The organism is Archangium sp., from assembly GCF_036277355.1.
Classification (GTDB): Bacteria; Myxococcota; Myxococcia; order Myxococcales; family Myxococcaceae; genus Archangium.
Genome location: NZ_DASUNC010000187.1, coordinates 48176 through 74303 on the forward strand (window position 1 = coordinate 48176; position 26128 = coordinate 74303).

Sequence of the window (26128 nt, forward strand, 5' to 3'; positions counted from 1 at the left end):
GCCCCCATGGACCTGGAATGGATGGCCTGGACCGCGCCCACGGCCGGCTTCTTCGTGGTCATCGTGCTGCTGCTCGCCGCCTATACCGTCTGGGGAATCCGCTCCCCTTCCCTGCCCCGCCGCGGCCTGCTGCCCATGGCCACCACCCGCGGAGACCGCCTCTTCGTGGGGCTCATGGGCAGCGCCTTCATCCACCTCGCATGGGTGGGGCTGACGGATGCCTCCGTCTGGTTCGCCTTGGGTCTGTCGTTGCTGTTCATGCTCTTCATTGCTCGCTGGGGGTAACCCGTTGAAGAACACGTTGAAGTGTGTGCTGGCACTGGCCGTGGCAGTCCCCATCGCCGGGTGCAAGAAGGAGTCGAAGCCAGAGGAAGGTGCGAAGCCCGCCGCCACCGCCCAGCAGCAGCAGGCGGACCTGGCCGCGCTGGAGAAGGCCGCCGAGAAGTGGGTGGACCAGGAGTTCCAGCCGAGCACCCTCACCCGGGAGCAGCAGCTCGCGGAGCTGAAGTGGTTCCGCGAGGCCGCCGCCCCCTACCGCGGGCAGACCATCAACGTGGTCTCGGAGACGATCGACACCCACGTCTACGAGGCCAAGACGATGGCCAAGGCCTTCGAGGAGATGACGGGCATCAAGGTCAAGCATGACCTCATCCAGGAAGGCGATGTCATCGAGAAGCTGCAGACCCAGATGCAGTCGGGCCGCAACATCTATGACATGTATGTGAATGACAGCGATCTGATTGGCACGCACGTGCGCTACGGGCATGTGATCCCGCTGTCGGACTTCATGGCGGGCGAGGGCAAGGACGTGACGCTGCCCACGCTCGACATCGACGACTTCATGGGGAAGAGCTTCGTCACCGGCCCGGACGGGAAGCTGTACCAGCTGCCGGACCAGCAGTTCGCCAACCTGTACTGGTTCCGCCAGGACTGGTTCAGCCGGCCGGACCTGCGCGAGCGCTTCAAGAAGAAGTACGGCTACGAGCTGGGCGTGCCGGTGAACTGGTCCGCCTACGAGGACATCGCCGAGTTCTTCACCCACGACGTGAAGGAGCTCGACGGCGTCCGGGTGTACGGCCACATGGACTACGGGAAGAAGGACCCGTCGCTGGGCTGGCGCTTCACGGACGCGTGGCTGTCCATGGCGGGCGTGGGAGACAAGGGCCTGCCCAACGGCAAGCCGGTGGACGAGTGGGGCATCCGCGTCGAGGGCTGCAACCCGGCGGGCGCCTCGGTGGCGCGCGGTGGCGAGACGAACGGCCCGGCCGCGGTGTACGCGCTGACGAAGTACATCGAGTGGCTGAAGAAGTACGCACCGCCCCAGGCGGCCGGCATGACGTTCTCCGAGGCGGGACCGGTCCCCGGCCAGGGCAACGTGGCGCAGCAGATCTTCTGGTACACGGCCTTCACGGCGCCGTTGACGAAGCCGGGGCTGCCGGTGGTGAACGCGGACGGAACGCCGAAGTGGCGCATGGCGCCCTCGCCGCACGGCCCGTACTGGCAGGACGGCATGAAGCTCGGCTACCAGGACACGGGCTCGTGGACGATGCTCAAGAGCACCCCGCTGGAGAAGCGGAAGGCGGCGTGGCTGTACGCGCAGTTCACGGTGGCGAAGACGACGTCGCTGAAGAAGTTCCTGGTGGGGCTGACGCCGGTGCGTGACTCGGACGTGCGCTCCGAGCACGTGACGAAGGTGGCGGACCGGTACGGCGGCCTGGTGGAGTTCTACCGGAGCCCGGCGCGCGTGGCGTGGACGCCCACGGGCACCAACGTGCCGGACTACCCGAAGCTGGCGCAGCTGTGGTGGCAGAACATCAGCCTGGCCGTCGAGGGCGAGAAGACGCCGCAGCAGGCCATGGACGCGCTGGCCGAGCAGATGGACGACGTACTGGGCCGGCTGGAGCGCGCGGGCATGCAGAACTGCCCGCCCAAGCTCAACCCGGTGAAGGAGGCGAGCTTCTGGCTGGACGCGCCGGGAGCGCCGCACGCGAAGCTCGCCAACGAGAAGCCCAAGGGCGAGACCGTGCCCTATGAGCAGCTGTTGCAGGCGTGGAAGGAAGGGCGCGCGAAGTAGCGCGTTGTCCGCAACGGCGAGGCGGCGGCCCTGGAAGACCCAGCCGCCGTCTCGTCGAGCCATCCGGCGCATGTGTAGTCACCACGCGTCTTGAGAACAATCCCGATGCGCATGATTGTGCTGCTCTCGCTATGGCTGACCATCCTCGAGGGCTGTGCGGCCGTATCCGGCCCCATGCGCCTGGGGCTCGATGCCAGCGATGAACATGGTTCTGAAATCGTAGCGCTCGGTCCCAAGTTCTTCCGCACGCCACGTATCCGCAACACCCCTTCTCTACCGGTCAAGCCTCCTCCCGCTGAGCAGCCCAAGCCGCAAGCCTCTCAGCCCAAGGCAACCCAGCAGCCCAAGCCCGCTGGCCCATCACCACTCACGAAGATCCTGGACCCGAAGGTCGCGCGCGAGAACTTCGACAAGGGTCAGGCGGAGGCCCGAACTGCCTTCCCCCATTTATTCGGGAAGCCGAAGCAGAAACACCACCTGCATCCCAAGTATCTCGGTGGTGTTGACGATGGGCCGACGGTTGATGTGGACCCCGCCTATCATCAACTCATTACCAATGCCTTCCGGCGCGAGCATCCCTATGGGCAGGAAATCCCCAGCCCCGCTCAACAGCAAGAGATCATGCGAAAGGTCTACGCAAAATATCCGCTCCCCGGGGTGCATTTCTAGACGCCATGCGTGAAACCATCGAAATCCGGATCTCCTCGGACAAAGCCCAGCACTTCCTTCCGCCAGGTGTTGGCGAGGATTGGGACATCACCCGCCGGCTCGAACTGGACGTGGATGACCCACTGGTCGAGGCCATTCGCAAGCACGAGCAGGAAGAGCACCGCCAGGGAACGACGATGGTTACCTTCTGGCAGGTGCGCCGCCGCTATTCACAGCGCGAGCTACAATCCGCCGAGCTGCTCTGGATGAGGGTCCGGCCCTTCTTCGAGCCCACGGGCGAGGAGTGCGGCACCCGCTATGACGAGTCCCAGGCATGCGCCACCTGTGGATCCGGCGCACGGCAGGTCTCCGAGCTGCGGCTCGACCTCAAACGCATCCCCAAGGGGCGGGACATCGCGCAGACGCTCGGGGGTGAACTCGTGGTTTCCTCGCGACTGGCCGAAGCACTGCGTGCGCACGGCATCACGGGGATGGAATTGCGGCCCGTACTGGGAAAGCAGGGCGAGCGGAGCAAGGCATGGCGGCAGCTCGTCATTCCCTCGTGTTCATTGGAAGTGGCCGCACCCACCCGGGTCGGCAACAGCTTCTTCGCGCCAGAGCCCGATACGGCTCGCTGCCCCAAGGGACACGTCCTGGGACTCCGTGTGCTCTCCGAGGTCTACGTTTCTCGGTCGAGTCTCGACGGAAATGATTGGGCGTGCACCCGTCAGCGAGTCGGTCTGCGGCAGGGCCTGTTCCGTACCCAACCGCTGATACTCATTTCTCAGCGTCTATACCGTTTGCTCTCGGAGATGAAGGTCCGACGCTTCGATGTAGAAGTGGCCTGGCTCTCCCCCATAGCTCTGGCAGTACGCCGTTCTGCCGAGAGAAAGTAGATTTCATGACACTACATCAGTAAGTGCCTGGGCAGTTGTTGTGCGCTATGCTCTACAGAGTTCCTTCTACACGAGGTCATCCTTGGACTGGCAAAAGTTGCTCTCGACAAAGCGCCTCAGGAATGACGGCACACTCCTGGAGAAGACCGAGGAGCCCGAGCGCAGCGCATTCGAGCGAGACTGGGATCGGATCCTCTTCTCTACGGCATTCCGCCGTATGCACGACAAGACGCAGGTGTTCCCATTGCCCGAGGACGATGTCGTCCACTCGCGACTGACCCACAGCTTGGAAGCGGCCTCGGTGGGGCGGTCGCTTGGAATCGCGGTCGGGAAGCGGATCCGAGAGAGAGACCAGTTGCCTGAGCGGTTCCCGCAGGATGTGGGTGCAGTTGTTGCTGCCGCATGCTTGGCTCACGACATCGGGAACCCTCCCTTCGGACACAGCGGTGAGTCCGCGATTGCTTCCTTCTTCGAGCACGGTGATGGACAGCAATTCCTAACCAATCTCACCGGCCGCGAGCGCATGGACCTCTTGAAGTTCGAGGGCAACGCGCAAGGGTTCAGACTGTTGTCCCGCCTCCAGCTTGAAGGAGACGGGGGCATGCAACTGACTGCAGCGACGCTTGCTACATTCACCAAGTACCCAAGAGAGTCACACAAAGCGCTGGAGCTCTCCAACGAGAACAAGAACTCACTGCGAGCGGACTTGAAGAAGCACGGTTTCAACCAATCGGAGGCACCCTTGTTTCGGCTGGTGGCTGACGAGGTTGGCTTGGTACCGCAACAGCCCAGCTTCGATGGCTTGGCCTGGACACGACACCCTCTTGCGTTTCTGGTCGAGGCTGCAGACGATATTTGTTACTCCATCCTTGACATCGAGGACGGGGTGCGGCTCGGCTACGTCGCGGCAGAAGCCGCCGAATCAGTCCTCCTCCCAGTAGTCCGGAAAGTCTCGGGGTTCAAAGAGGACGAATACAAGCGAACCGAGGACAAGCGCAGCGCCATTGGATATCTGCGCGCCATGGCAGTTGGTCAGTTCCTAAGGGAATGCGTCGAGGCATTCATGGCCAATGAGCCCCAAATACTCGAGGGGAAGTTCGAGCGCTCTCTGTCAAAGGTTATTCCCTCCGCAAGTGACTTGCAGCAACTGCAGCAACTCGCTCAAGCAAAGTGCTACAAGGCCACGAGCGTACTGGAGATTGAACTCGCTGGATACGAAGCGCTGGGTGGGCTTCTTTCGTCCTTCGTCGTTGCTGCGATGAAGGAAAAGCCCTCGCAGCGAGATGAAAAGCTGGTTGCGCTAATGGAGCAAAGGGCCGGCAAGAAAAGCTTCTCGTCCACGTATCACCGACTCCTTCGGGTGACAGACTACGTCAGTGGGATGACTGACCGCTATGCTCTCTCTCTATTCCGGCGGATTAGTGGAATCTCCGTTCCAGGGCGCGCACTCTAATCCCCTTCAGGTAGATCCGCGAAGGACGCTCCTGGGAAACTGCACTGACAACTTGCTCGCGGCAATTTCCCTTTTCCCAAGGGACGAGGGGGGCATCAATCCCCATCAGGTACGCCTGTAAAGGTGTGTCCCCAAGAGCATGCGCCGCCCCCCTCTTTGACACAATCCCCATCGCAAGCAGCTCCACCCTGGGAGTCCAAGCATGAAGACCTGTCTGCTCCTCATGGGAGCCGTCCTTCTTGCGAGCGGATGCAGTCATGAAAGCAGCGCGGTCCGCCAGGTGCCGGGTACACCTCAGGCAACGGACACGGCTGATGAGAGCTGCAACACGGTCTCCGCTCGGATCTGGGCTCTCATCAACAACGGCCAGTTCGCAGAGGCGCAAGTCCTGATTGCCGAGGCAAAAGCATCGGGACTCATCGCTGCCCCAATGGCCGCGCGAATGTTGGACAGGATCTCCTTGCTGAATATGCGGGTGGGACAGCTTCCCGCCACGCTTCAGCGTGCGCGCAATTTTCCCTCACAACTCAAGGACTACACGCTCTTCGAAGTCAAACAAATGCTGGAGCGGGAAGACTTCAGCCTGGCGACCAAGGCGCAGCTCAATAGTGTGGTCAAGATTCTTCAGAATCCAAAACGGCTGATGGAGAAGCTGTAGGGGCAACCTCATGACACATCTCAGCGTGGACGAACTGGTCAAGAGATTCGAGGCAGCCAGAAAAGCCGGTGAGCACGAGCGAGGAAACCGGGAGCAACTGAGACTGCTTCGCGAGCTCGCGGAAGAATGTCCTGCCTTCACCCCCAACCTTCTCTACCTGGCCCGGGTACAACAGGTCATCGACCAACCCGGCAGAAACCCGGAGGAGGTATTCTCTGAAATCCAGCGCCTCCTCGAACTGGCCATCCTGGGTTCGAACCGTGGCGCTCCCGTCATTCTGGAGCTGGGTAATTTCCTGGATACCTTCCAGAACGATCCACTGGGAGCGATGAAGCTCTACGAAGAAGGGGAACAGAAGGCATTGGCCATACTCGAGGATGCGTGGTTCTTCAAACTCAGATATTGGAATCTCGAGCGGACGAAAGAATCCCTGGAAAAAGCCCTTCGACTCTGTGCCCTGGTGGAGCAAGTCTTCCCCGAGCCCAACACCTATCTCGAGGATGAAATACAGACCACGAAGCGCCTCGCCGCACTGGAGGGATTGCTCCCTGACCCGAACAGTTCGCCCGGATGAGGTCAGTTGGTCTGGGCCGTCTCGCCAGGGCTGGACTCCTCCACCCCATCCTCGTCGTCTCCCCGCGCGTCGAAGCCCTGCGGCACTCCGTCCACATAGGTGACGACGTTGCCCACCGTCGCCGGCACTCGCGGGCCCGGCGTCACCACTCCCGTGAGGTTGAGTGGATCCACCGCCGAGAGCTGCACCCTCACTCCCGAGGGCGCCTGCCGCCGCACTGCTCGCGCGACGTCCACCGCCTCTGGCAAAGCGAACTGCTCTCCCACGAAGCCCGCCACGAAGCGGCCTCCGCGGATTTCTCCTCGCGCCTCCATCCGCCGGTACACGTACAGCAGCTCGCGCCACGTGGGCGCCAATGACTCGCGCATCACCAGGTCCCTCCAGACGATGCCGTAACGCTGGAGGAACAGCCGGGCCAGTGACTCCCGGACTTCCTCCTCCGCCTTCGGCTCCGAGGGCACCAGCAGGCTCCAGCGGCCCGGGCCTCCTCGCTGCAACAGCTTCTGGCGCTTGCGCTGCGCCGGGCTCTGCAGCACTCGCAGGTTCTGCACCGCGTCCGCTGTGACGAGGCCTCGCGCCACGAGTTCCCACAGCGCGTCCTCCACCTCCGCGGGCAGCCGGCGCGAGCGCGAGCACAGGTCGTTGAAGAAGCACGCGCCTCGCTGCTCCAGCACCGCCACCACGTCCCTCGCCGGCCCCGACAGGTCCGGTGGCACCCAGACGCCCCCGTCCGACAGCACCGCGTTCGGCCTCGCCGCCGAGAGCATCCAGTCCAGGTCCTCTCGCCGCACGAAGGTCAGGCTCGCGTTGCGGTTCGGTGTCGCCGCTCGCGAGCGGGTGGGCTCGGGCTCGGGGGGCGTGGCCGGGGCTCCCCGGCGCGGGCCGGGCGCGGGCTTCGCGTCCTTCTGGGTGAGGCGTCCCCAGGCCACCTCGCCCGAGTAGCAGGCCCGCTCCAGCAGGTCTCCCAGGTAGCCCTTCATCCGCGCGGGCAACAGGTAGCGCTCCCACGCCGAGGCCGGCGCTTCGTAACCCTGCAGCAGGGTGATCGCCTTCGAGAGGCCCGTCGAGCCTCGCAGCGCGTCCAGTTCCTCCAGGTGGTGCCACCGGAAGAGGAAGCGCATGAAGTCCTGGGCACTGAGTGGCTCGATCTCCTTGCGCAGGCGTCCCACCGTCAGCCGGTGGATTCGCTGGAGGAGACGGCGATCGCACCACTCCACCACGGCCGGGGTGGAACCCGGGATCTCCGACACCCTCACCCCGTCCCTCTCCCGGAGGGAGAGGGGATCTGTCCTTGGTTGAGGATGTGATTGGGGCTGTGATTGAGGCTTTGATTGGGGCTGTGACTGTTGTTCCTGGTGAGGGATGAAGGGGCGGAACCGGCCTCGCAGGATTCCTCCCGTCGCCTCCAACTGGTGCAACGACAGGAAGACCTCGGACTCGTCCAGCGCCGTCTGCTCCGCCAGCTCTCCCGCCGTCGTCGGCCCCAACAGCTCCATCCACCCTCGCACCACCTGCTGCACCGCCGCGTCCCGCTCCACCGGCTTGTCCCCCGGCAACGGCTGCAGCTCCGGCTGCAATGGCACCTCGGGGAAGAGCGCCCGGATCGCCCCCTGTCGCTCCGCCGGCACCAGGAACCGCCTCCCTCCCACTTCCAGCCATGCCACCCGCCGCTGCGCCAGCAGGCTCGAGACGAAGCGCCCTGGCACCTCCGCCTCTGGCAACAGCACCAGTTGCAGCAGCGCGTCGTGCAGCTCGTCCTCGTCCCGCATCGGCGGCGCCGCGTCCCGCACCACCTGGTCGATGGCGTCCGCGTCCAGCGCTCCGAACGACGCCGCGTCCTCCGCCGGCAAGGTCCGCCGCAGCACCACGTTGCGCACCCGCCGCTCCTCCGCCGGTGCGTCGTCCAGGAACGTGTACGGCTGGCTGTTCACCATCTGGTGCGCGAACAGGCTCGGCTCCGGCACGTCCTTCGCCACCAGCTTGATGCGCCCGTCCTTCATCCGCCTCAGCACCTCGCGCAGGCCGTCGATGTCCATCGCCTCGCGCAGGCAGTCCTCCATCGTCTGCTTCACCAGCGGATGGTCCGGCAGCTCGACGTCCGCCCCTCCATGGTTGTCCTGACACCCCACCTGTGCCGGGAACACCGCCGCCAGCAGGTCCTCGCTCCTCGCCCGCTGGAGGTTCGGCGCCACCCGCTTCCCCCCCGAGAACCGCGACAGCGACAGCGCCCGCGTCGCGTTCCACCGGAACCGCGTCCCGAACAGCGGCACCTGCAGCACCGCCTGCACCAGCACCTCCTCCACGTTCTCCGGATTCAGGAACTGGAAGATGTCCTCCAATGGGAACGAGTGCTGCTCGCCCAGCGACAACAGCAGCCCGTCCTCCGTCGCCGCCGCCTGCAGCTCGAAGTCGAACGTGCGGCAGAAGCGCTTGCGCAACGCCAGGCCCCACGCCCGGTTCACCCGGCTCCCGAACGGCGCGTGGAGGATGAGCTGCATCCCTCCCGCCTCGTCGAAGAAGCGCTCGGCGACGATCGTGGTGTGGCTCGGCACCGTGCCCAGTACCTGCTGCCCCGCCCTCAGGTACGCCAGCAGCGCGTCCACCGCTGGCGGCGGCACCCTCAGCTCCTTCTCCAGGAACAGCGCCGCGTCCTTCCGCGCCGTCAGCTCCTCGCGCAGCCGCCCCACGTGGAAGCTCAGCTCGTCCGTGCGGCCCGGCGCCTCGCCTCGCCAGAACGGCACCGTCGGCGGCTGCCCGTGCGCGTTCTCCACCATCACCGACGCCCCCATCACCCGTTGAATCCTCCACGCCGTCGTCCCCAGCAGGAAGATGTCCCCCGGCGTCGACTCCACCGCGAAGTCCTCGTCCAGCGTCCCCACCACCTTCCCCTCCGGCTCCGCCACCACGTTGAAGGTGAACGTGTCCGGAATCGCTCCTCCATTCGTGAGCGCCGTGATTCGCACGCCCCGCCGCGCCTTCAGCCGCTGGTTCACCCGGTCCCGGTGCAGGTGCACCCCCGCCCGCCCCCGCCTCAGCGACACGCCCTCCGAGAGCGTCTCCAGCACCTTCTCGTACTCCTCGTACGTCAGGCTCCGGTACGGGTACGCCCGGCGGAACAGGCTGTACAGCGCCCGCTCGTCCCACTCCTCGCACGCGCACGCCGCCACCACCTGCTGCGCCAGCACGTCCAGCGGCTTCTCCGGAATCCGCACCGCGTCCAGGTCCCCCTCGCGCACCGCGTTCAGCAAGCCGACGCACTCCATCAGCTCGTCGCGCGTCATCGCGATGAGGATGCCCTTCGAGATGCCTCCCTTGTAGTGGCCCGCTCGGCCCACCCGCTGCAACAGCACCGAGATGGAGCGCGTCGTCCCCAGCTGCACCACCAGGTCCACGTTGCCCACGTCGATGCCCAGCTCGAGCGACGCCGTGGCCACCATCACCGAGAGCTGCCCCTCCTTCAGCCGCTCCTCCGCCGACAGCCGCATCTCCCTCGACATGCTGCCGTGGTGCGCCGCGACCTTGTCCACACCCAGCCGCTCGCCCAGGTCGTGCGCCACCCGCTCCGCCATCTTCCGCGTGTTCACGAAGACGAGCGTCGTGCGGTGCTCCCCCGCCAGCTGCACCAGCCGGTCATACACCTGGCCCCACATCTCGTTCGTGGCCAGCGAGCCCAGCTCCGCGTCAGGAATCTCCACCCTCAAATCCCACGGCCGCTGGTGCCCCACCTGCACCAGCCGGCACTCCGCCGCCCGCTCCCCCGTCAGGAAGCCGGCGATGGCCTCCAGCGGCTTCTGCGTCGCCGACAGGCCGATGAGCTGCGGCCTCACCTCCGTGAGCGCCTTCAACCGCTCCAGCGACAGCGCGAAGTGGCTGCCCCGCTTGTCCCTCGCCAGTGCGTGGATCTCATCCACGATGACCGTGCGCACCGAGCGCAGCGTGGCCCTCGCCCGGTCCGCCGTCAGGTACAGGTAGATGGACTCTGGGGTGGTGATGAGGATGTGGGGCGGCCGGCGCACCATCTGCGCACGCTCGGACGCCGAGGTGTCCCCCGTGCGCACCTGCACCCGCAGCTCCTGCGGCGAGAAGCCCGCCGCCCGCGCCCGCTGCATCAGCTCCTCCAACGGCTGCAGCAGGTTCTTCTGCACGTCGTTGCCCAGGGCCTTCAGCGGCGACACGTAGAGCACCTGCGTCCGGTCCTCCAGGCTCCCTTCCAGGGCGAGGCGGAACAGCCGGTCCAGGGCCGCCAGGAAGGCCGTGAGCGTCTTGCCGCTGCCCGTGGGGGCGGCGATCAGCACGTCCTGCTGGGCCTGGATGAGGGGCCAGCCCTCCACCTGAGGGCGCGAGGGCTCGCCGAGCCGCTCGGTGAACCACCGCTGGACCACCGGGTGGAACGGCTCGAGGGCCGGGTGCACGGGCTTCTGGGACGACGTGGCGAAATCGAGGGCAATCTGGGGGGCCATGGCGCGCTCTCCCTCAGACTGAACACCGGTTTAGGAGGGCCGTCAATGCGCACGCCCGCCCCAGGGGTGGGCGGCCGTCGGGAAGTGGGAGCGATGGAGAGCCCGGGCTGCGGGCTCCTCGAAGGGGGTTAGAGAGGCAGGTTTTCAGGCTCGGGTGTGAAGAGCGCGTGAAAGAGCGTGGTCTCGGGCGGCTCCTTGAAATGCACAATCAACGGGACCCGGATTTCGGCGCTCTCGCGGGGAAGGGCCTCGGCCCTGTACCTCGCCTCGATCTTCCTCGCAATCACCTCCGCAGGGGCCTGCATCTCGGGCGGAAGTGGATCGAAAAAGACCCTGGCGGAACCGCGCACGTCTCGACCCTTGTAGTCGTACTGCACGCCATAAACGGTATAGACAGGCGCCAGAACGCTCAGGCAGCCGACCACCGTCCAGAGGCGCGATCGCGGCTCGTCATCGTATGGGTCCGAGGACACGGGTTCCTGGTTCGTATACACCATGCATTTGAAGCAGGGATCACAGGTGGCTGTGGGATGCCCGATGTTGAGGTGCGGCAGTTCCACTCGGAGCTCGTCCATGAGCGCGCGCCACTGATCGAGATTCTTGAGTGCCTGTTTCCACACGGCATGGAACCTCTTCAGCTCAGGGCTCCTTTCCAGCTTATCGTCAAATTCATGGTCTGAACGCCAGTACTGCCGGACAACAGCCAGCAATTCTTCCGCCGAAATGGGCATGGGCCTAGAAGTCAACTCGAATGGGACTTGTTTCCTCTTCGCACAAAACCGTCACCTTCGCGCCCCGCACGGCGCGATTCAGGACCTCGTGAAACATTTTCCTGAATTGCGTGCAGACAAGCCCAGGAAGCGGAGAGGCAGGGGCGGCAAGCACCTCTCGCAACGCCTGGTTGGCGCAATCGGCGGCAAGCCGCTGAGCAAGCGGCTCGGAGATCAATCCGACGTCTCTGTGCTCGATTGGCATTTCAACACCGAAGTTACAGAAATAGGGCTCCAGGGTCGATTGATTGATGACGGTCGCATGGATACACGCGGCCCGCCAGCCACCTGGCCCCGCTCCAGTTTTCTCGACAATGGTGGTGAATTGGAAGTGGCTCGGCTGGTAATGATTGATGCTGCAGCCCGAGAGGGCAGGCAGAACCACCACGAGCCAGCGCGGGAATGCGGACAGCCACGTGAGTCGCGTTGAAATGCCCACGGCACCACCTCGGCTCGAGGAGGAACAGCCAGTACCCGACGCAGACTACATCGGGGCCCACGCGGCACCCTGCACAAAGACTGTACGCGGGTTCAGCACCGCACAGCCGGCGCGGGGACTGTTCGCTCCGCATCCATTCAGCAGGAGGCCAGGGGAGGCCCCCCGCCCACCCGCGGGGAGAGTCCGTGCTTGGCGCTTCGTCAGCGAGACGGCCGCCTTCGAGGAGCGGATGCTCTCCTTCATGGAGTGCATGCCGGACCCGTTCCTCGCGTTGGACAGGCAGTGCCGCTTTGGCTGACCCACGCGCGGGCCCGGCGCTCGCGTGCTCAGCCATCACGGACGGAGCGCATGCGTCGCGCGCGCGGTGTCTCCCCCGTCTCGCGGCGGAAAACGCGCCGGAACGCGGCCGGGTCGGCGTAACCGACACGAGCCGCCACCTCGTCGACCGGGTGCCGCGTCGTCTCGAGCAGGTGGACCGCCTGGGCGACCCGCAGTCGTTGTGCGAACCGTTGGGGCGTCATCCCCAGCCCCTTCGCCACCCTTCGCGCGAGCGTGCGGGGGGACGTGGCCGTGGCGCGAGCCATCTCGTGGAGGGTGCTCTGCCGTTCGATGTTGGCCGTCACGAATGACTCGAGCTGACGAATCACCGGGTCCGAGCTGCCGAGATGCTCCAGCACCATGTAGCGCGCCTGCGACGCGCGCTCGTCGAGGACGAGATACCGGGCGACCGTGTGCGCGACCGAGGGGCTCGAGGTGGAGGCCAGGATCGCCAGCATGAGATCGGCGTGCGCGAACGCGGAGCCCGCGGTGAAGACGCCGCCGGACTCGACCACCATGCGATCCGAGCGCAGCGTCACGCGCGGGAAGCGCTGGGTGAACACCGGACCCAGCCACTAGGTGGTCGTCGCCCGCCGGCCATCGAGCACACGCGCGGACGCGAGAACGAACGTCGCCGAGCAGGACGCGGCGACGAGCACCCCCTTCGCGGCCGCGCGCGCCACCAGCTCCACACCACGCACGATGTCCGGGCGCTCGAGCGCGGCGGAGAGCTCGGGCGCCGTCGCCATCCCGAGCCCGGGTAGCACCAGGACATCACCCGCCCCCATTCCTCGTAGAGCCGGAGCGCCATCCACCGCGAGCGTGCGTCCCGCCGCCGTGCGGACAGGCTCCCCATCCATCGACACCACACGCTGGCGCGGCGCCTGGCGGCCCTTGGGGAGCGCCACGAGCCCCGCCCGCACCACCCGCGCCGCGGCTCCCACGATGTCGAGCGCCACGCCCATCGGACCATCCGCGACTCCGTCGAAGACCAGGTGAGTGATCATCATCTGGCAAGCCTAGACCGAAGATTGTCAGTCCTGCCACTTGGGCGCGTGGACCCAAAGCGCCATCCTCTTCTCATGCTCAAACAACCCATGGCGGATGAGCCGCTCGACGATTTCGAGCGCCGCTCCATCACACTGCTCGGCAACACCAAGGGGGTCTACGTCGCCGGCACCGGCCCGGCGGTGATCGTCATGGCGGAGATGCCAGGCATCAGCCCGCACGTCGCCCGCTTCAGCCGCTGGGTCCGGGACTCTGGCTTCACCGTCTACATGCCGTCGCTCTTCGGGCGCGACGGTGCATTCCCGGATGCGGAGGAGGGAGCGGCCGTGCTCCAGCGCGCGTGCGTCAGCGCCGAGTTCCGCGCGTTCGCGGCGAATGAATCGAGTCCCGTCACGCGGTGGCTGCGCGCACTGGCGAGCCTCGCCCACGAGCAGTGCGGCGGCCGGGGCGTGGGGGCCATCGGGATGTGCTTCACCGGCAACTTCGCGCTCAGCATGATGCTCGAGCCCTCGATGCTCGCCCCGGTGCTCTGCCAACCCTCGCTGCCGCTGAACAATCCAGGGGAAATCCAGATCGCCCCCGAGGAGCTCGCTCGCGTGAAGGAGCGTCTGGAGCGCGAGGACCTGACGGTGATGGGCTACCGGTTCGCGGGGGATCGGTTCTGCACGGCGCAACGCTTCGCGGCCTACACCGCCGCGCTCGGGGACCGCTTCGTCGCGAAGGTCCTCCCCGATGAGGCGGCGAATCCCGAGCCCCCGCCCTTCTTCAAACGCGTCGTCGGTGGCCCCCACAGCGTGGTGACGGCGCACCTCATCGACGCGGCGGGAGAGCCGACCCTCGCCGCACGGGATGAGATCCTCTCGTTCTTCGCGCGCCGCCTGGCCGCCTGAAGCTCAGCGCCGCGTCAGCCCCACCGCGGCCGGCCGGGTGGCGGCGTGCGTCCAGGTGAGCCGGAAGGTGGCCGCCGTGCCATCGAAGGCCACCGGGTGCACGGAGATGTCCCCCGCCCCCGCCGCGCGCAGCGTCTCGGCGAGGAAGCCACAGGCGAAGAAGGGGTTGTCCGCGGCCACGTCCTTCATCCACAGCGTGGCCGCGTGCGTGCCCAGCTCCTCCACCCGCACCTCGTTGAAGTTGTTGCCCGCCCGCACGTTGTGCGGCACGCGCTCCAGCGTGTGCCTCGGCCCCAGCCGCGTCACCAGCGACATGCTCGCCCGGCCCTGCGCCGTCTGCCGGAAGCCCTGCAGGTAGCGCTCGCCCAGGCCGCACCACGCCTCCTGGGGCGGGGCCGCCGGGAAGACGTCGCTCACCGCCACCCGTAGGAAGGCCTTCCACAGTTCCAGCGGGTAGGCCGGCCGCAAGGGCTCGTTCAAATCCAGCCCCACGTCCTTCAGCCGGCGCCGCCCCTCCCGCGTCAGGTGCGGTCCCAGCGCGCGCACGAAGAGGGCATCCACGGACTGCGCGAAGACGAGTTTCTCGGTGGTCAGCGTGGGGAGCATGCCCGCAGGGTGACAATTCCCCCCGACTTCCGGCCATGCCCCCTCTCGCGAATCTGTGCGCTGGTGGAAACTCGGTCAGCCCGGAAGGTCCCGGATTGTCCGGTGGCGCGCAGCCGCCCTGTTCACACCTGCATCTTCAGCCGCGTCTCCTGCACCTCGGCCGAGGTGGCCACCTTCTCGCGCTCGGCCTGGCGCAGCAGGCGGAGGATGGGCGGGCCGAGCACGTCCACCTCGGTGGAGGCGAACGTCTCGGTGCCGAAGCGGCGGATGGTCTCCGTCTGGCGCTCGAGGATGCGGGCGTCCTGCCCGAAGATGTGCAGGGCCACCGGGGTGATGAAGGGCTTCACCAGCCAGTGCGGCAGCGGCATGCGGAAGGTGACGACGGCGTACACCAGCGTGTCCCAGTCGTCCGCGGGCGTCATCGCCGAGGTGATGATGACGTGGCTGTCGTCCCCGAGCCGGTACTCCACCTGGGCGATGGACGGCAGCAGGAAGCGGTCGAAGTGCTGCACCACGCCGCCGCCCGGGGCCAGCAGCCGCGCGGCGAGGCCCTCGGGACGGGGCTCGCCGATGTACTCGGCCTCCACCCGGTCCGCGCCCCGGCGCACCACCACCTCGATTTCATTCTTCTTCTTCTCGGTGCGGAACAGCCCTCCGTGGAGGAAGGACGTGTGGGGCACGTCCAGCGTGTTCTCCAGCAGGGAGTGCAGCGAGCCCTTCGCGCGCAGGGTGCGGCGCACGGTGCTGTAGCCGTGGGCGTCCAGCAGGGGGAAGCGGTAGGGCTCGTGCGTGGGCTCGACGCCGGGGGTGGAGTACACCCAGACGAAGCCCTCCTGCTCGCGCGTGGCATGCCAGGCGGCGCAGCGGGACTTCGCGCCGGGCTCGCCCATGAGGCCGGGGATGGCGCGGCACTGGCCCGCCGTGTCGAAGCGCCAGCCGTGGTAGCCACACTGGAGCTGGCCACCCACCACCTTGCCCAGGGACAGGGGCACGTTGCGATGGGGGCAGCGGTCCACCAGCGCCGCGGGCTTGCCGGCCTCGTTGCGGAAGAGCACGAGCGGCGTGCCCTGCAGCGTGCGCGCGAGCGGCTTGCGCCCCAGCTCGCGCGAGGCGCAGAGGATGAACCAGCTCTGGGGGAGCCGGACCACCGAGACGAGTCCTGACGGCGCGGCCGGGCCACGCCCTTCCTCACGAGAAGAAAACATGGCCCCACTCTAATGGGATGCCTGGGGAGTGCACGCTTCCTGGTGGCTCAGTGGTGCCCCCCGGCCGGCGCGAGGCGGACGTACACCATGCCGCCCACGGGGGTGCGGCTGCCGTAGAAGGACGCGAGCCCCTCGGGCACCAGGTTCAGCGCACCGCGCACGCCCACGCCCGGCCGCACCGGACCGAAGGGACCGAGGTTGTAGACGTAGCCCAGCACGAGGTTGCCCACGTCGAAGACGGAGTGCTCCAGCGGCTCGGGGAGCACCAGGTCGTGCCCCGCCTTCTGGACGTACTCCGCCCGCCCGAAGACGACGTGGTGCCCGTCCAGGGCCAGGCTGCTCTCCAGCAGGAAGGAGCTGGTGGGCGCCTCCTCTTCCTCGAGGTTGCGGCCGAAGACGGCCGTGGTCGCCCAGAAGCCATTGCTCCCGAAGGGCGCGTGGTACGTGGCCGACGCGGTGAGCCGGTGCACCGACACGTCCGGCTCGAGCAGCTCGGGACTCTTCAGGTAGCCGTAGGACACCTGCGCGCTCACCCGCGCCGTGGGGTTGGCCGACAGCCGCAGGGAGAACGAGTCCGGCGCCCGCAGGTCCAGGCCGTAGCGGTTCTCGTCGGGCTCGCGGCCGTTGAACCAGGAGAGCTCCAGCTTCGCCTTCGGCGTGAGGATGCCCGCGGTCAGCACCCCGAAGGAGATGTGCGTGGAGTCCTGCCAGTGGTGCCCCAACACGGCCAGCGGGTCGTACCAGCCCGACACCCGGTGCGGAAAGGCCACCGGGCCCAGCGCCGGCTCGCCCGCGGGCGCCGCGTAGAGCATCAGCCCCCACGTGTCCGAGAAGTAGTGCGAGTACGAGAGCGCCAGCTCCATGAAGAGGTCATGCGGGTGCTGGCGGTCCCGCAGCGGCTCGCCCTCGAAGCTCTCTCCCGTCTGGAGCAGCAGGGGGTAGCCACCGTTCGCGCCCGCGGTGAAGGGCTCGGGGCTCAACATGACGCTCGCGACGAGCTGCCCCGAGGGCAGCTCCCGGTTCGCCATGAGCATCAGCCAGCCGATTCCCGCGAACGCGTCGTCTCCCCGGGGCCCGCCCTGCACGTCGTAGCCGCCGAAGAGCAGGCCCTGGAACATGAGGCCCCAGCCCGCCACCTCCCCATGCAACATGGATGGGGGGATGAGGTCCGGCTGCCAGGACGTGCCCGAGCCCCGCCGCATCAGGGGGATGTCCCGGAGCGACTGGACCTCGCGCGCCTCGTGTCCCATGTGCCCCATGTGGCCCATGTGTCCGGTGTCGTGCCCACCCTGGGCCGGAGGCTCCGCGTGAGTGTCGTGCCCGTGCTCCGCCTCCTGTGCTCCGACGGGGAAGGCCAGGAACAGACCCAGGGAGAGCAACAGCGTGCGCATATTCCACCTCGCCCCTGGGAGGCTGGTGCTCGTCCCGTCGAAGTGGGAGCGACACGCTCCACCGTCAGCCCGTGGAGGGAGCGGGCGGACAGACGCCTCCCGCCGTCCTCGCAGGCTCCCTCTTGGCGATGTTCAGTGTTCGGTGCTGTCAGCGAAGTGACACGTCAAAGCTTCAGCTTTCGCAGACGCAGCGCGTTGCCGATGACCGACACCGACGAGAGGCTCATCGCCGCCGCCGCGAGCATGGGGCTCAGCAGCCACCCGAAGAAGGGGTACAGCACGCCCGCGGCGATGGGCACGCCCAGGGTGTTGTAGACGAAGGCGAAGAAGAGGTTCTGCCGGATGTTGCGCAGCGTGCCCCGGCTCAGCCCGCGCGCCCGGGCAATGCCTCTCAAGTCACCCTTCACCAGCGTCACCGAGGCGCTCTCCATCGCGATGTCCGTCCCCGTCCCCATCGCGATGCCCACGTCCGCCTGCGCCAGCGCGGGTGCGTCGTTCACGCCGTCTCCCGCCATCGCCACCGTGCGGCCCCCGGCCTGCAGCCGCTTCACCACGTCGCCCTTGCCCTCGGGCAGCACCTCCGCCACCACCTCGTCGATGCCCAGCTGGCGCGCCACCGCCTCGGCCGTGGTGCGGCTGTCGCCCGTGAGCATCACCACCCGCACGCCCTCGCGGTGCAGCGTGGCCAGGGCCTCGGCCGTGGTGGCCTTGACGGGGTCCGCCACGCCGAGCAGCCCCGCCGGCCTGCCCTCCACCGCCACGTACATGACCGTCTGGCCCTCGCGCCGCAGCGCCTCGGCGCGAGGCCTCAGCGCCTCCGCGTCCACGCCCAGCGACTCCAGCAGCGCCACGTTGCCCAGCGCCACCTCCGAGCCGTTCACGCGCCCCGTCACTCCCTTGCCCGTCACCGAGCGGAAGCCCTGCGCCGCCGACAGCACCGCCCCGCGCGCCTCGGCCCCCGCCACCACCGCCGCCGCCAGCGGGTGCTCACTGCCCCGCTCGAGGCTCGCCGCCAGGTGCAGCAGCCGCGCCTCGTCCATGCCCTCGGCCGCCACCACCGACACCAGCTTCGGCTTGCCCTCCGTCAGCGTGCCCGTCTTGTCCACCACCAGGGTGTCCACCTTCTCCAGCAACTCCAGCGCCTCGGCGTCGCGGATGAGCACGCCCACCCCGGCGCCCTTGCCCGTCCCCACCACCACGGACATGGGCGTGGCCAGGCCCAGCGCGCACGGGCAGGCGATGATGAGCACCGCCACCGCGTTCACCAGCGCGTGCGCCAGCCGCGGCTCCGGCCCGAGGAAGGCCCACACGAGGAAGGTGAGCACGGAGGCCGTGATGACGGCCGGGACGAACACCGCGGCCACCTTGTCCGCCAGCCGCTGGATGGGCGCGCGCGAGCGCTGGGCCTCGCTCACCCGCTGGACGATGCGCGACAGCAGCGTGTCCTTCCCCACCCGCTCGGCCTTCATCACCAGGCTGCCCGTGCCGTTGACGGTGCCCCCCGTGACGCGGGCGCCGGGCACCTTCTCCACCGGGATGGACTCGCCCGTCACCATGGACTCGTCCACGGCGCTCTCGCCCTCCAGCACCACGCCGTCCACCGGCACCTTCTCGCCCGGGCGCACGCGCAGCGAGTCCCCCGCCTTCACCTGCTCGAGGGAGACGTCCTCCTCACGGCCGTCCTCGCGGATGCGCCGGGCCACGGCCGGAGCGAGGCTGAGCAGCGCGCGCAGGGCCCCCGAGGTCGCGCGGCGGGCCCGCAGCTCCAGCACCTGTCCGAGCAGTACCAGCGTGATGATGGTCGCCGCCGCCTCGAAATAGACGGGCACCGCGCCGCCATGGCCGGTGAAGGCATGCGGCAGCAGCCCGGGGGCCAGCGTGGCGAAGACGCTGAAGAGGTACGCCGCCCCCGTGCCGATGGCGATGAGGGTGAACATGTTGAGGTGCCGGTTCTTCACCGACGCCCAACCGCGCTCGAAGAAGGGCCAGCCGCCCCAGAGCACCACCGGGCTCGCCAGCGCCAGCTGTATCCACGCCAGCAGCTGAGGCGCCACGGCGTGCTGCACCGGCTGGCCGGGAATCATCTCGGACATACCGAGGAAGAGCAGCGGCAGCGTGAGGACGACGCCCACCCAGAACCGCCGCGTCATGCTCAGCAGCTCGGGGTCCGGCTGCTCCTCGGGCAGCACCGTGCGCGGCTCCAACGCCATGCCACAGATGGGGCACGCCCCGGGCTCGTTCCGCACGATCTCCGGGTGCATGGGGCACACCCACTCGGTGCGCGCCGCCAGCGTCATGGGCTGCTCGGGCTCCAGCGCCATGCCGCACTTGGGGCAGGCGCCCGGGTGGTCCTGGCGGACCTCGGGGTCCATCGGGCAGATCCACATCGTGCCCGGCGGGGCCTCCACCGGCTCGGGCTCACCCTTCGCCTCGAGGTACTTCCGGGGCTCGGCGGCGAAGCGCTCGCGGCACTTCGGGTTGCAGAAGTGGTAGGTCGCGCCCTTGTGGACGTGGCTGCCCCCCTTGGCGGTTGCTGGGTCGACCGTCATTCCGCAGACCGGGTCCAGCACCTTGCCCTCGCCCGGGGCCGGGGGGCCCTCCGGGTGGGCGGCGTGGGAATCGTGCGCGTGGGTGTGCTCGTGGGCCATGAGGAAATTCGTCCTTTCACCCGGGCTGACGGAACTCCCGCCAGGCTCTTACAGTGGGCACGCCTCGCGCCCTGGTTCGGATGGGTGCATCACCGCGCCCCCCTGCCCGTCAAGCGGGCGGCTGGCGGTTGTCCCCCTCCTGCGTCCAGCCCTGACGCACTCCGTCACGCGGACGGCTTGCAGCCCCCACCCGGCTTGCCGCACGTGCAGTCCAGGCACCCGTGCGACGCACAGGTGCCACAGCTGCGCTCCAGCTGCTTCTTGAGGGCCTGCCGCGCCCGGTGCAGCCGCACCCCGGCGTTGTTCGCGGTGATGCCCGCCTCCCGGGCCACCTCGGGCACGCCCCGCCCCTCCAGGTCCACCTGCCGCACCATCTCCGCGTACTCGGGCTTGAGCGCGGGCAGCAGGTCGTGGATGCACGCGCAGACCGTCTGCGTCAGCTCGGGGTCCGGCCCCAGCTCGGAGGCCTCGCGGGCCTCGCGCTCCAGGGCCCGGCCCTCGGCGCCCTGCCGGCGGTAGTGGTCCACGAGCGCGTTGCGCAACAGCCGGTAGAACCAGGCGACCGCGCCCTCTCCGTCCTCCAGCTCGCCCCCCTTCTCCAGGGTGCGCACATAGGCGGACTGGAGGATCTCCTCGGCCTGGGCCCGGCTCCCCACCCGCCGCTCGAGGAAACCCAGGAAGCGCCGATGGTTCCCCACCAGCGACTCCACCACCGCTGGAGTCAGCTCCCCCTCACCGTTGCCTTCCCGCATGCCGTACCTCGGAGTCACGGGGTGCGCACCTCGCGCGCCCCTCCCCGTCTATTACCCAAGACCCTCCCCCGAAGGCAGCCCGCAACTTCCATTCATCTCCCGGGTTTGGGAGATTCGAACCGATTTTCCAGGGGAATAACGCCATGAACCGTCCCACCCGAGCCCTCGTCGCCGCCCTCCTGCTGTCCGGTACCACCGCCAGCGCCCAGGCCGTGCGCAACCACGCCGAGCGCGTCCAGGACCGCCAGGACAAGCGCCAGGACCGCCAGGAGACCCGCGATGACCGCAAGGACGTGGTGGAGCTCGAGGCCGTGCTGGCCCGCTTCGATGCGGCCCGCGCCCACCAGGATGCCGCAGGGCTCGCCGAGGTGGACTCGCGCCTGAACACCCTGCTGCGCCAGGAGCTCGCCGAGGGTCGGACCGAGCTCGCCGCCGACAAGGCCGAGGTCCGCCGAGACACCCGTGAAATCCGCTCGGATCGCCGCGAGGTGCGCCGGGACCAGGCCGCTGGCCGTCCGGGAGCGCTCGCCGACGACCGGCACGACCTCCGCGACGACCGGCGCGACCGCCGCGATGACCGGCGCGACACCCAGGTGGAGGCCGCGTCCCAGTCCGTGCGCCGACGCATCGCCCAGGAGCTGAAGACGCTCGCCGGAGCCCAGGCGCCCGCGCAGCTGGACCGCAAGCGCGCGCTCATCGTGGAGCTGACGCAGCTCGCCCGCGGCGAGGTGGCCGGCGACAAGCGCGAGCTGCGCGAGGACCGGCGTGAGACGCGGGAAGACCGCCGCGAGACGCGCGAGGATCGCCGCCAGCGCTGATGCCCGCGGAGGGGCTCAACCGTCGGATACAGGCAGTTGAGCCCGTTGAGCGCGGCCACCCGGTACGCCTCATGGTGGGCTGATGGATACTGAAGCACCGGGGGCAACTCCCCCCCTACACGGGAGATTGAAAGTTGGGCAAGCCGAAGCACAAAACAGGCACGTTTGTCAGGCTTGCGCTCGCCGATGGCTCCTTTGGCTACGGGAGACTGCTCGAACCACCCCATATTGCCTTCTACAAACACAGAACCACGGACCCGGACTCTGATGTGGACAGGATTTCGTCGAAGCCCGTCCTCTTCAAGATCGCTGTCAACCTGATGGCCCTGAATGCGTGGGAGCCCATCGGATGGAGAGCGCTCGAGCAGCACCTGGCCCAGCCACTCGTCCAGTTCAGGCAGGACGTGGGAGACTTCCGCCGCTGCACCATCTTCGACACGGCGGGCAACGCGAGAGCCGCCGAGCTCCAGGAATGCGTGGGACTCGAGCGTGCCGCGGTCTGGGAACAGGAGTCCGTCGAGGAACGCCTGCTCGATGCCTTCCTGGGGCGGCCCAACGCCGCCGTGGAGCACCTGAAGGTACGCCTGAGCTAGGCTCAGCCTGGGTATCGAGCGCAGGGGCTCTCCGTCAGAACAGGCGGTTGAGCGACTCGCCCAGGTCCCTCTCCTCTGAGAGAGTACTCCTCGGCGATTTCCCGGAGAGAACAGCATGGGAGCATGGGGGCGCGGACCCTTCGAGTCGGATGCTGCGGCGGACTTCCTCGCGGAGCTGCGCGAGGAGGAATCCCCCGGAAGGCTCGTGCGCGCCGCGCTGAAGGCCGTCGCCAGAACTCCCGACACCGAGTACCTCGAGGTGGACGCGGGAGCCACTGCGTGGGCCGCTGCCGAGCTGGTGGCGGCTGCCCGGGGAGCGCCCGCGAAGGACGCGCCGGACGACGTGCTGGAGACCGCCGCGCGCCTCCGGGCCACCCCGGCGCTCTGCGAGGAGGCGGCGGGGGCGCTCTCCCGCCTCACGCGAAGCCGCTCGGAGCTGCTGGAGCTGTTCGAGGACGGCGGCCACCGGGAGAAGCTCGCGCAGCAGCTCGCGGAGCTGAAGCAGCGCCTGGCTGCTCCGAAGGACTCTGCCGCCCGGCCCGCACGCGCGACGAAAGGGGACGTGCTCGCCCTTCCCGTCGGCCAGGGGCGCTTCGCCTTCGCGCAGGTGATCGGGCCCGGCGAGCTCGCGCTCTTCGCCGGTGCGGGCGCTGAGGGGGAGGCGGCGCGCATTGTCGGGGGTGAAGGGCCCGCGCGGCGCATCCCGTGCAGCCTCTCGCACGTGACGCGGCAGTGGCCGGTCACCACGAAGCTTCCGCTGCGGAAGGACCTGGCGCGGCCCATCCGCTACGCCTTCGAGTCGGTCCCCTTCTCGCTCTACTCGCTGACGAGCGCGTCGGCCGGGAACTTCGAGCACGTGGACTACGCGGAGGCGCGCCGCCACCCCGAGTACACCCGCCGCTCGCCCGAGCAACTGCTTGCGTTGGCGCGAGAGGCCGCGGAGGGGCGCCTGCCTGCCCCCGGCACGGTGCGGTCCCCGGAGGAGTGGGAGCGTGCCTTCCGCGCCGCGCACCGGCACGCCTGGCCGGCCCGGCGGGCCCGCGCGACCCCCGCGCCCTTCGGGGACCCGGTGAGCTTTGGCGAGGACCTGCTGCCGTGGATGGTGGAGTTCGGCGTGGTGAACGCCATCCGTGTCCACCACGACCTGGCGCACGGGCGTCAGGGCTACGGGCGGCCGGATGCTGGAGGGGACCAGCGCACGTACGACTTCGCCGCGTGTGTGGCGGTCTGGAGCGGAGCGCTCCCGCGGACCGCCGTGCCCCGCGGGCTCGGGGACCGACTGCCGGACGCACCCGCCAAACACCTGGGCCAGGCCGTGGAGGCAGCCCTACGGCTCCTCCCACTCCTCGTCAACGAGTCCAGCGAGCTGCGAATGGTCTGGGAAGAGGCGGAGGACGGAGGGAAGGCCTTCCGCCAGCATGTGCAGTCCCTGCGCGAAGGGCTGGAGGGGGCACCCGTCAGAACAGGCGGTTGAGCCCATTGAGCGCGGCCACCCGGTACGCCTCGGCTCGAGCCCGTTGATCGTAACGCCATCCGTGTCCACAACGACCTCGCGTACGGGAGGCAGGGCCACGGGCGGCCGGATGCTGTCACACTTCGATGAAGCTGGCACCGGTGACGCCTTCTTCCTCCATGGCCAGTTTGACGCGCTCGGAGACGATCAGCACCACCGTCCAGCCCCAAGGACGGAAGATATCAGCGCCGCCAACCTTCGTCGGGTCTATCCTCAGACCGGCGACGTTCCGGTATTCGCCCACCCTTTCTGGCTCTCCATGCCTGGGCTCCCAAAATGAAACCTCCTCGCATCGAGCCTCATCAATACACCTGATGATGTGGAGTGTGTTGAGGATGAAATACCGCTCAGACTGGTTCTCCACTCGCGCCGGGATGAACTGCACGTTGTTCTGGATGCCTAGCTGCTCGCACAGGGAAACAAAGCGATGGCTTACAACGGCAGTGGCCTCTGTTTCCGTATAATCGAGTGCTTGCCCGGGGCAACGCACAGAGAAGAAGGGCATCCAGTCCAAGCTCAAAGCCTTTCCCTCTTGTAGCCGCCCGGGAACAACCCTTCTTCCCTCAGCGTCCCATGGGCCTTGGACATACCAGCGCCCCGGAATGTGCACATCGCCCGTTAGACGGAAATATCTATCCTGAGTGCTCATGGCTTCTTTGTAACGAGCTTGTTGAGTCTCGAGCCAGACCTGCAGATGTCGCCCGCGATTTCATCAAGCGCATGGGTCAGCTTGCGCCTGCATTCGTCTGGCCCCGCGCACAGCTTGGTTGCGTTATTCAGACGATCATAAACCTCTTGATGGTACTGCTCGGGATGAGGCCCCTTATGGCCAATCACAAAGAGCTTGTTCGCTGGATCATCGAGGCTCATGCCGGCTCGCTCGAAGAGAGGCTCGAACTGTGGTGTCCAGGGGCCACCCCTGACTTCGGCCTTGCCATTCTTGTCGGTGGCGATGTGGTGTTCTGGAGCATCACCCTTGCTGTTGTCTTCCCGGCAGCCTCCCGTTGTCCGGGCCGCCTGGATGGCTGCCTTGGCCGCGGACGCCTCTGTGCCCAGCAGAGCCCCCATCAGCAGGACCGTGCCGTTCGCCACCGAGGTCTCCGCAGCCGCTGCCTCTCCGATCACGACCGTCACCTGCGCACCGGTCCCCTGCACGACCGGTGCCCCCTGCAGTGTGACAGTTCTCGTCAGTGCGTACCGAGGCATGCCGAGCCTTGTCCACAGACCACCTCCCCCCGGCGCCTTCGGCACCTGTGGCAGCTTCCCCGCCAGCCGCCCCAGGGCGATCGTCACAAGGACTCTCAGCGCCGTGCCGCCTATCTTCGGGCCAAAGTTCCGGGCGGCTTTGTCCAGCTGCTCGAAGTTCTGCGCCGCCTCGGCCTCCTGGTACAGCTGCTTGACCACCATCGCTACGTTCATGATTTCCGTAGCGCCATAGGTGACCAGGAGCCATAGCGAGACAGCCGCCACAAACCCCTTACTCAGAACGGGCTCAGGTGCCGCGAGCGCCGCGAGATACAAAGTCATTGAGGCGGCCATGGATACGATGAAGGCGGGCGAGCTGAACAGCTCCATGGCCGCCTCGCGTGCGCCCTCTCCCATATATTGAGGGGAGAGCCTCAGCGCCTGGAAGAAGCGGCTGTTTTCCAGGTTGCCTGGCAATGCGAGGGCAGACGGCCCCTTCCCGTAAAGCTCTTCATAGTCCTTGCGAATCTTCTCCTGCCACTCTGAAGGGGCCGTGCTGACATATTGCGTCCCCACACTCGCAAGCCTCGTCCCGCCGGGGTACCGTGGCGGAGGGAGTGGCTCCTGCTTGCCGTATACCTCTTCGAAGGCCGCACGGATGGCTTGCCCATCCTCCCGAGTCAGCCCCCCCTGGTCGTGGTCGGGCGGGAGTCGCTTGAAGACGAGTTGGACCCCTTTACGCCCCCAGCCGCCGTCGTACTCGCGCACTTCGACAGGCTCGAGCTCTCTGCCGAGAGGGGCGGCTCGAGCTAACATCGGTATCAGCATCAGACACAGGGCGTGGGTGACAAGCTGACGCATGACCGGCTCCTCCTGCCCCTCGAGCACTCCAGGAGCGTCAGCCGGTGATTGTTCACCCCCCATGAGGTGGGGAGGCAAGCCCCATTCTCCAGAACAGGACGTTCGACCTCGACATCTTCGCCTGCGTGATGTGTGGAGGCAAGCGGCGACTCTTGATGGCGGCCAGGGCCTTGCTACATCCAGTGGAAGCGGCGGGAATCGAAGCCGCTAAGGGCGGCTCCGACCTCCCTCGGACCCAGAGGCACACCCGCCGTTTCCCTCTGAAAATGGGGCGCCCATCTGTCCGGGCGAGTCCAGGCGCGTCCGTTCGGTTTGGTCCTTTTTTGGTCCCCTTGGGCCCCTCACCGGGTGGGAGCGGCGAGCCCTCC

The 26128-nt window shown here is 67.6% G+C and carries 23 protein-coding genes; 11 read left to right on the forward strand and 12 right to left on the reverse strand.

The window, feature by feature from the left end; all coding sequences use genetic code 11:
- Window positions 1-6: 6 nt before the first annotated feature.
- From VFZ09_RS46300 to VFZ09_RS46330, 7 genes are all read left to right on the forward strand, one after another.
- Window positions 7-285, forward strand: coding sequence for a DUF2160 domain-containing protein (locus VFZ09_RS46300; RefSeq protein WP_329734251.1), 279 nt, complete (start codon window positions 7-9; stop codon window positions 283-285).
- Window positions 286-289: 4 nt separating this feature from the next.
- Complete coding sequence (locus VFZ09_RS46305; protein WP_329734252.1) at window positions 290-2074, forward strand: ABC transporter substrate-binding protein; 1785 nt, start codon at window positions 290-292, stop codon at window positions 2072-2074.
- Between the two features lie 105 nt (window positions 2075-2179).
- Window positions 2180-2743 (forward strand): hypothetical protein, encoded by a 564-nt coding sequence (locus VFZ09_RS46310; RefSeq protein WP_329734253.1) that lies wholly within the window; start codon window positions 2180-2182, stop codon window positions 2741-2743.
- 5 nt (window positions 2744-2748) lie between these two features.
- A complete protein-coding gene (locus tag VFZ09_RS46315; RefSeq protein ID WP_329734254.1) occupies window positions 2749-3618 on the forward strand; it encodes a hypothetical protein in 870 nt (289 codons plus the stop codon).
- 82 nt (window positions 3619-3700) lie between these two features.
- Window positions 3701-5071, forward strand: coding sequence for a deoxyguanosinetriphosphate triphosphohydrolase (locus VFZ09_RS46320; RefSeq protein WP_329734255.1), 1371 nt, complete (start codon window positions 3701-3703; stop codon window positions 5069-5071).
- Between the two features lie 202 nt (window positions 5072-5273).
- A complete protein-coding gene (locus VFZ09_RS46325) occupies window positions 5274-5729 on the forward strand; it encodes a hypothetical protein (RefSeq protein ID WP_329734256.1) in 456 nt (151 codons plus the stop codon).
- A gap of 25 nt (window positions 5730-5754) precedes the next feature.
- Window positions 5755-6303, forward strand: coding sequence for a hypothetical protein (locus VFZ09_RS46330; protein WP_329734257.1), 549 nt, complete (start codon window positions 5755-5757; stop codon window positions 6301-6303).
- Between the two features lie 2 nt (window positions 6304-6305).
- Here the strand turns inward: VFZ09_RS46330 and VFZ09_RS46335 are convergent, their stop codons facing one another.
- The 5 genes from VFZ09_RS46335 to VFZ09_RS46355 form a co-directional block, all read right to left on the reverse strand.
- Complete coding sequence (locus VFZ09_RS46335; RefSeq protein ID WP_329734258.1) at window positions 6306-10763, reverse strand: DEAD/DEAH box helicase; 4458 nt, start codon at window positions 10761-10763, stop codon at window positions 6306-6308.
- Between the two features lie 128 nt (window positions 10764-10891).
- Window positions 10892-11494, reverse strand: coding sequence for a hypothetical protein (locus tag VFZ09_RS46340; RefSeq protein WP_329734259.1), 603 nt, complete (start codon window positions 11492-11494; stop codon window positions 10892-10894).
- A gap of 4 nt (window positions 11495-11498) precedes the next feature.
- On the reverse strand, window positions 11499-11972 hold the full coding sequence (locus tag VFZ09_RS46345; RefSeq protein ID WP_329734260.1) for a hypothetical protein: 474 nt from the start codon (window positions 11970-11972) through the stop codon (window positions 11499-11501).
- 326 nt (window positions 11973-12298) lie between these two features.
- Complete coding sequence (locus VFZ09_RS46350) at window positions 12299-12853, reverse strand: GlxA family transcriptional regulator (protein WP_329734261.1); 555 nt, start codon at window positions 12851-12853, stop codon at window positions 12299-12301.
- A 12-nt stretch (window positions 12854-12865) separates the two neighbouring features.
- Window positions 12866-13300 (reverse strand): DJ-1/PfpI family protein, encoded by a 435-nt coding sequence (locus VFZ09_RS46355; RefSeq protein WP_329734262.1) that lies wholly within the window; start codon window positions 13298-13300, stop codon window positions 12866-12868.
- Window positions 13301-13372: 72 nt separating this feature from the next.
- Here VFZ09_RS46355 and VFZ09_RS46360 point away from each other — a divergent pair, with 72 nt between their 5' ends.
- Window positions 13373-14188: a dienelactone hydrolase family protein gene (locus tag VFZ09_RS46360; RefSeq protein WP_329734263.1), complete on the forward strand. Its 816-nt coding sequence runs from the start codon at window positions 13373-13375 to the stop codon at window positions 14186-14188.
- A gap of 3 nt (window positions 14189-14191) precedes the next feature.
- Here VFZ09_RS46360 and VFZ09_RS46365 read toward each other — a convergent pair whose 3' ends face one another.
- From VFZ09_RS46365 to VFZ09_RS46385, 5 genes are all read right to left on the reverse strand, one after another.
- Complete coding sequence (locus tag VFZ09_RS46365; RefSeq protein WP_329734264.1) at window positions 14192-14794, reverse strand: DUF2378 family protein; 603 nt, start codon at window positions 14792-14794, stop codon at window positions 14192-14194.
- A 122-nt stretch (window positions 14795-14916) separates the two neighbouring features.
- On the reverse strand, window positions 14917-15999 hold the full coding sequence (locus VFZ09_RS46370; protein ID WP_329734265.1) for an aromatic ring-hydroxylating dioxygenase subunit alpha: 1083 nt from the start codon (window positions 15997-15999) through the stop codon (window positions 14917-14919).
- 47 nt (window positions 16000-16046) lie between these two features.
- On the reverse strand, window positions 16047-17390 hold the full coding sequence (locus tag VFZ09_RS46375; RefSeq protein WP_329734266.1) for a hypothetical protein: 1344 nt from the start codon (window positions 17388-17390) through the stop codon (window positions 16047-16049).
- A gap of 164 nt (window positions 17391-17554) precedes the next feature.
- The gene (locus VFZ09_RS46380) at window positions 17555-20038 is read right to left on the reverse strand and encodes a heavy metal translocating P-type ATPase (protein ID WP_329734267.1); all 2484 of its coding nucleotides are present in this window, start codon (window positions 20036-20038) and stop codon (window positions 17555-17557) included.
- 164 nt (window positions 20039-20202) lie between these two features.
- Window positions 20203-20790, reverse strand: a complete 588-nt coding sequence (locus tag VFZ09_RS46385) for an RNA polymerase sigma factor (protein ID WP_329734285.1) — start codon at window positions 20788-20790, stop codon at window positions 20203-20205.
- 143 nt (window positions 20791-20933) lie between these two features.
- Here VFZ09_RS46385 and VFZ09_RS46390 point away from each other — a divergent pair, with 143 nt between their 5' ends.
- The 3 genes from VFZ09_RS46390 (at window position 20934) to VFZ09_RS46400 (ending at window position 23675) form a co-directional block, all read left to right on the forward strand.
- Window positions 20934-21608, forward strand: coding sequence for a hypothetical protein (locus tag VFZ09_RS46390; protein WP_329734268.1), 675 nt, complete (start codon window positions 20934-20936; stop codon window positions 21606-21608).
- 134 nt (window positions 21609-21742) lie between these two features.
- Entirely contained in the window at window positions 21743-22201 is a 459-nt protein-coding gene (locus VFZ09_RS46395) for an Imm26 family immunity protein (protein ID WP_329734269.1), read from the forward strand.
- 115 nt (window positions 22202-22316) lie between these two features.
- Entirely contained in the window at window positions 22317-23675 is a 1359-nt protein-coding gene (locus VFZ09_RS46400; protein WP_329734270.1) for a DUF4259 domain-containing protein, read from the forward strand.
- A gap of 115 nt (window positions 23676-23790) precedes the next feature.
- On the opposite strand, the gene VFZ09_RS46405 is transcribed toward VFZ09_RS46400, so the two are convergent.
- On the reverse strand, window positions 23791-24219 hold the full coding sequence (locus VFZ09_RS46405) for an imm11 family protein (protein ID WP_329734286.1): 429 nt from the start codon (window positions 24217-24219) through the stop codon (window positions 23791-23793).
- Between the two features lie 140 nt (window positions 24220-24359).
- Window positions 24360-25760, reverse strand: a complete 1401-nt coding sequence (locus VFZ09_RS46410; RefSeq protein WP_329734271.1) for an AHH domain-containing protein — start codon at window positions 25758-25760, stop codon at window positions 24360-24362.
- Between the last annotated feature and the right edge of the window lie 368 nt (window positions 25761-26128).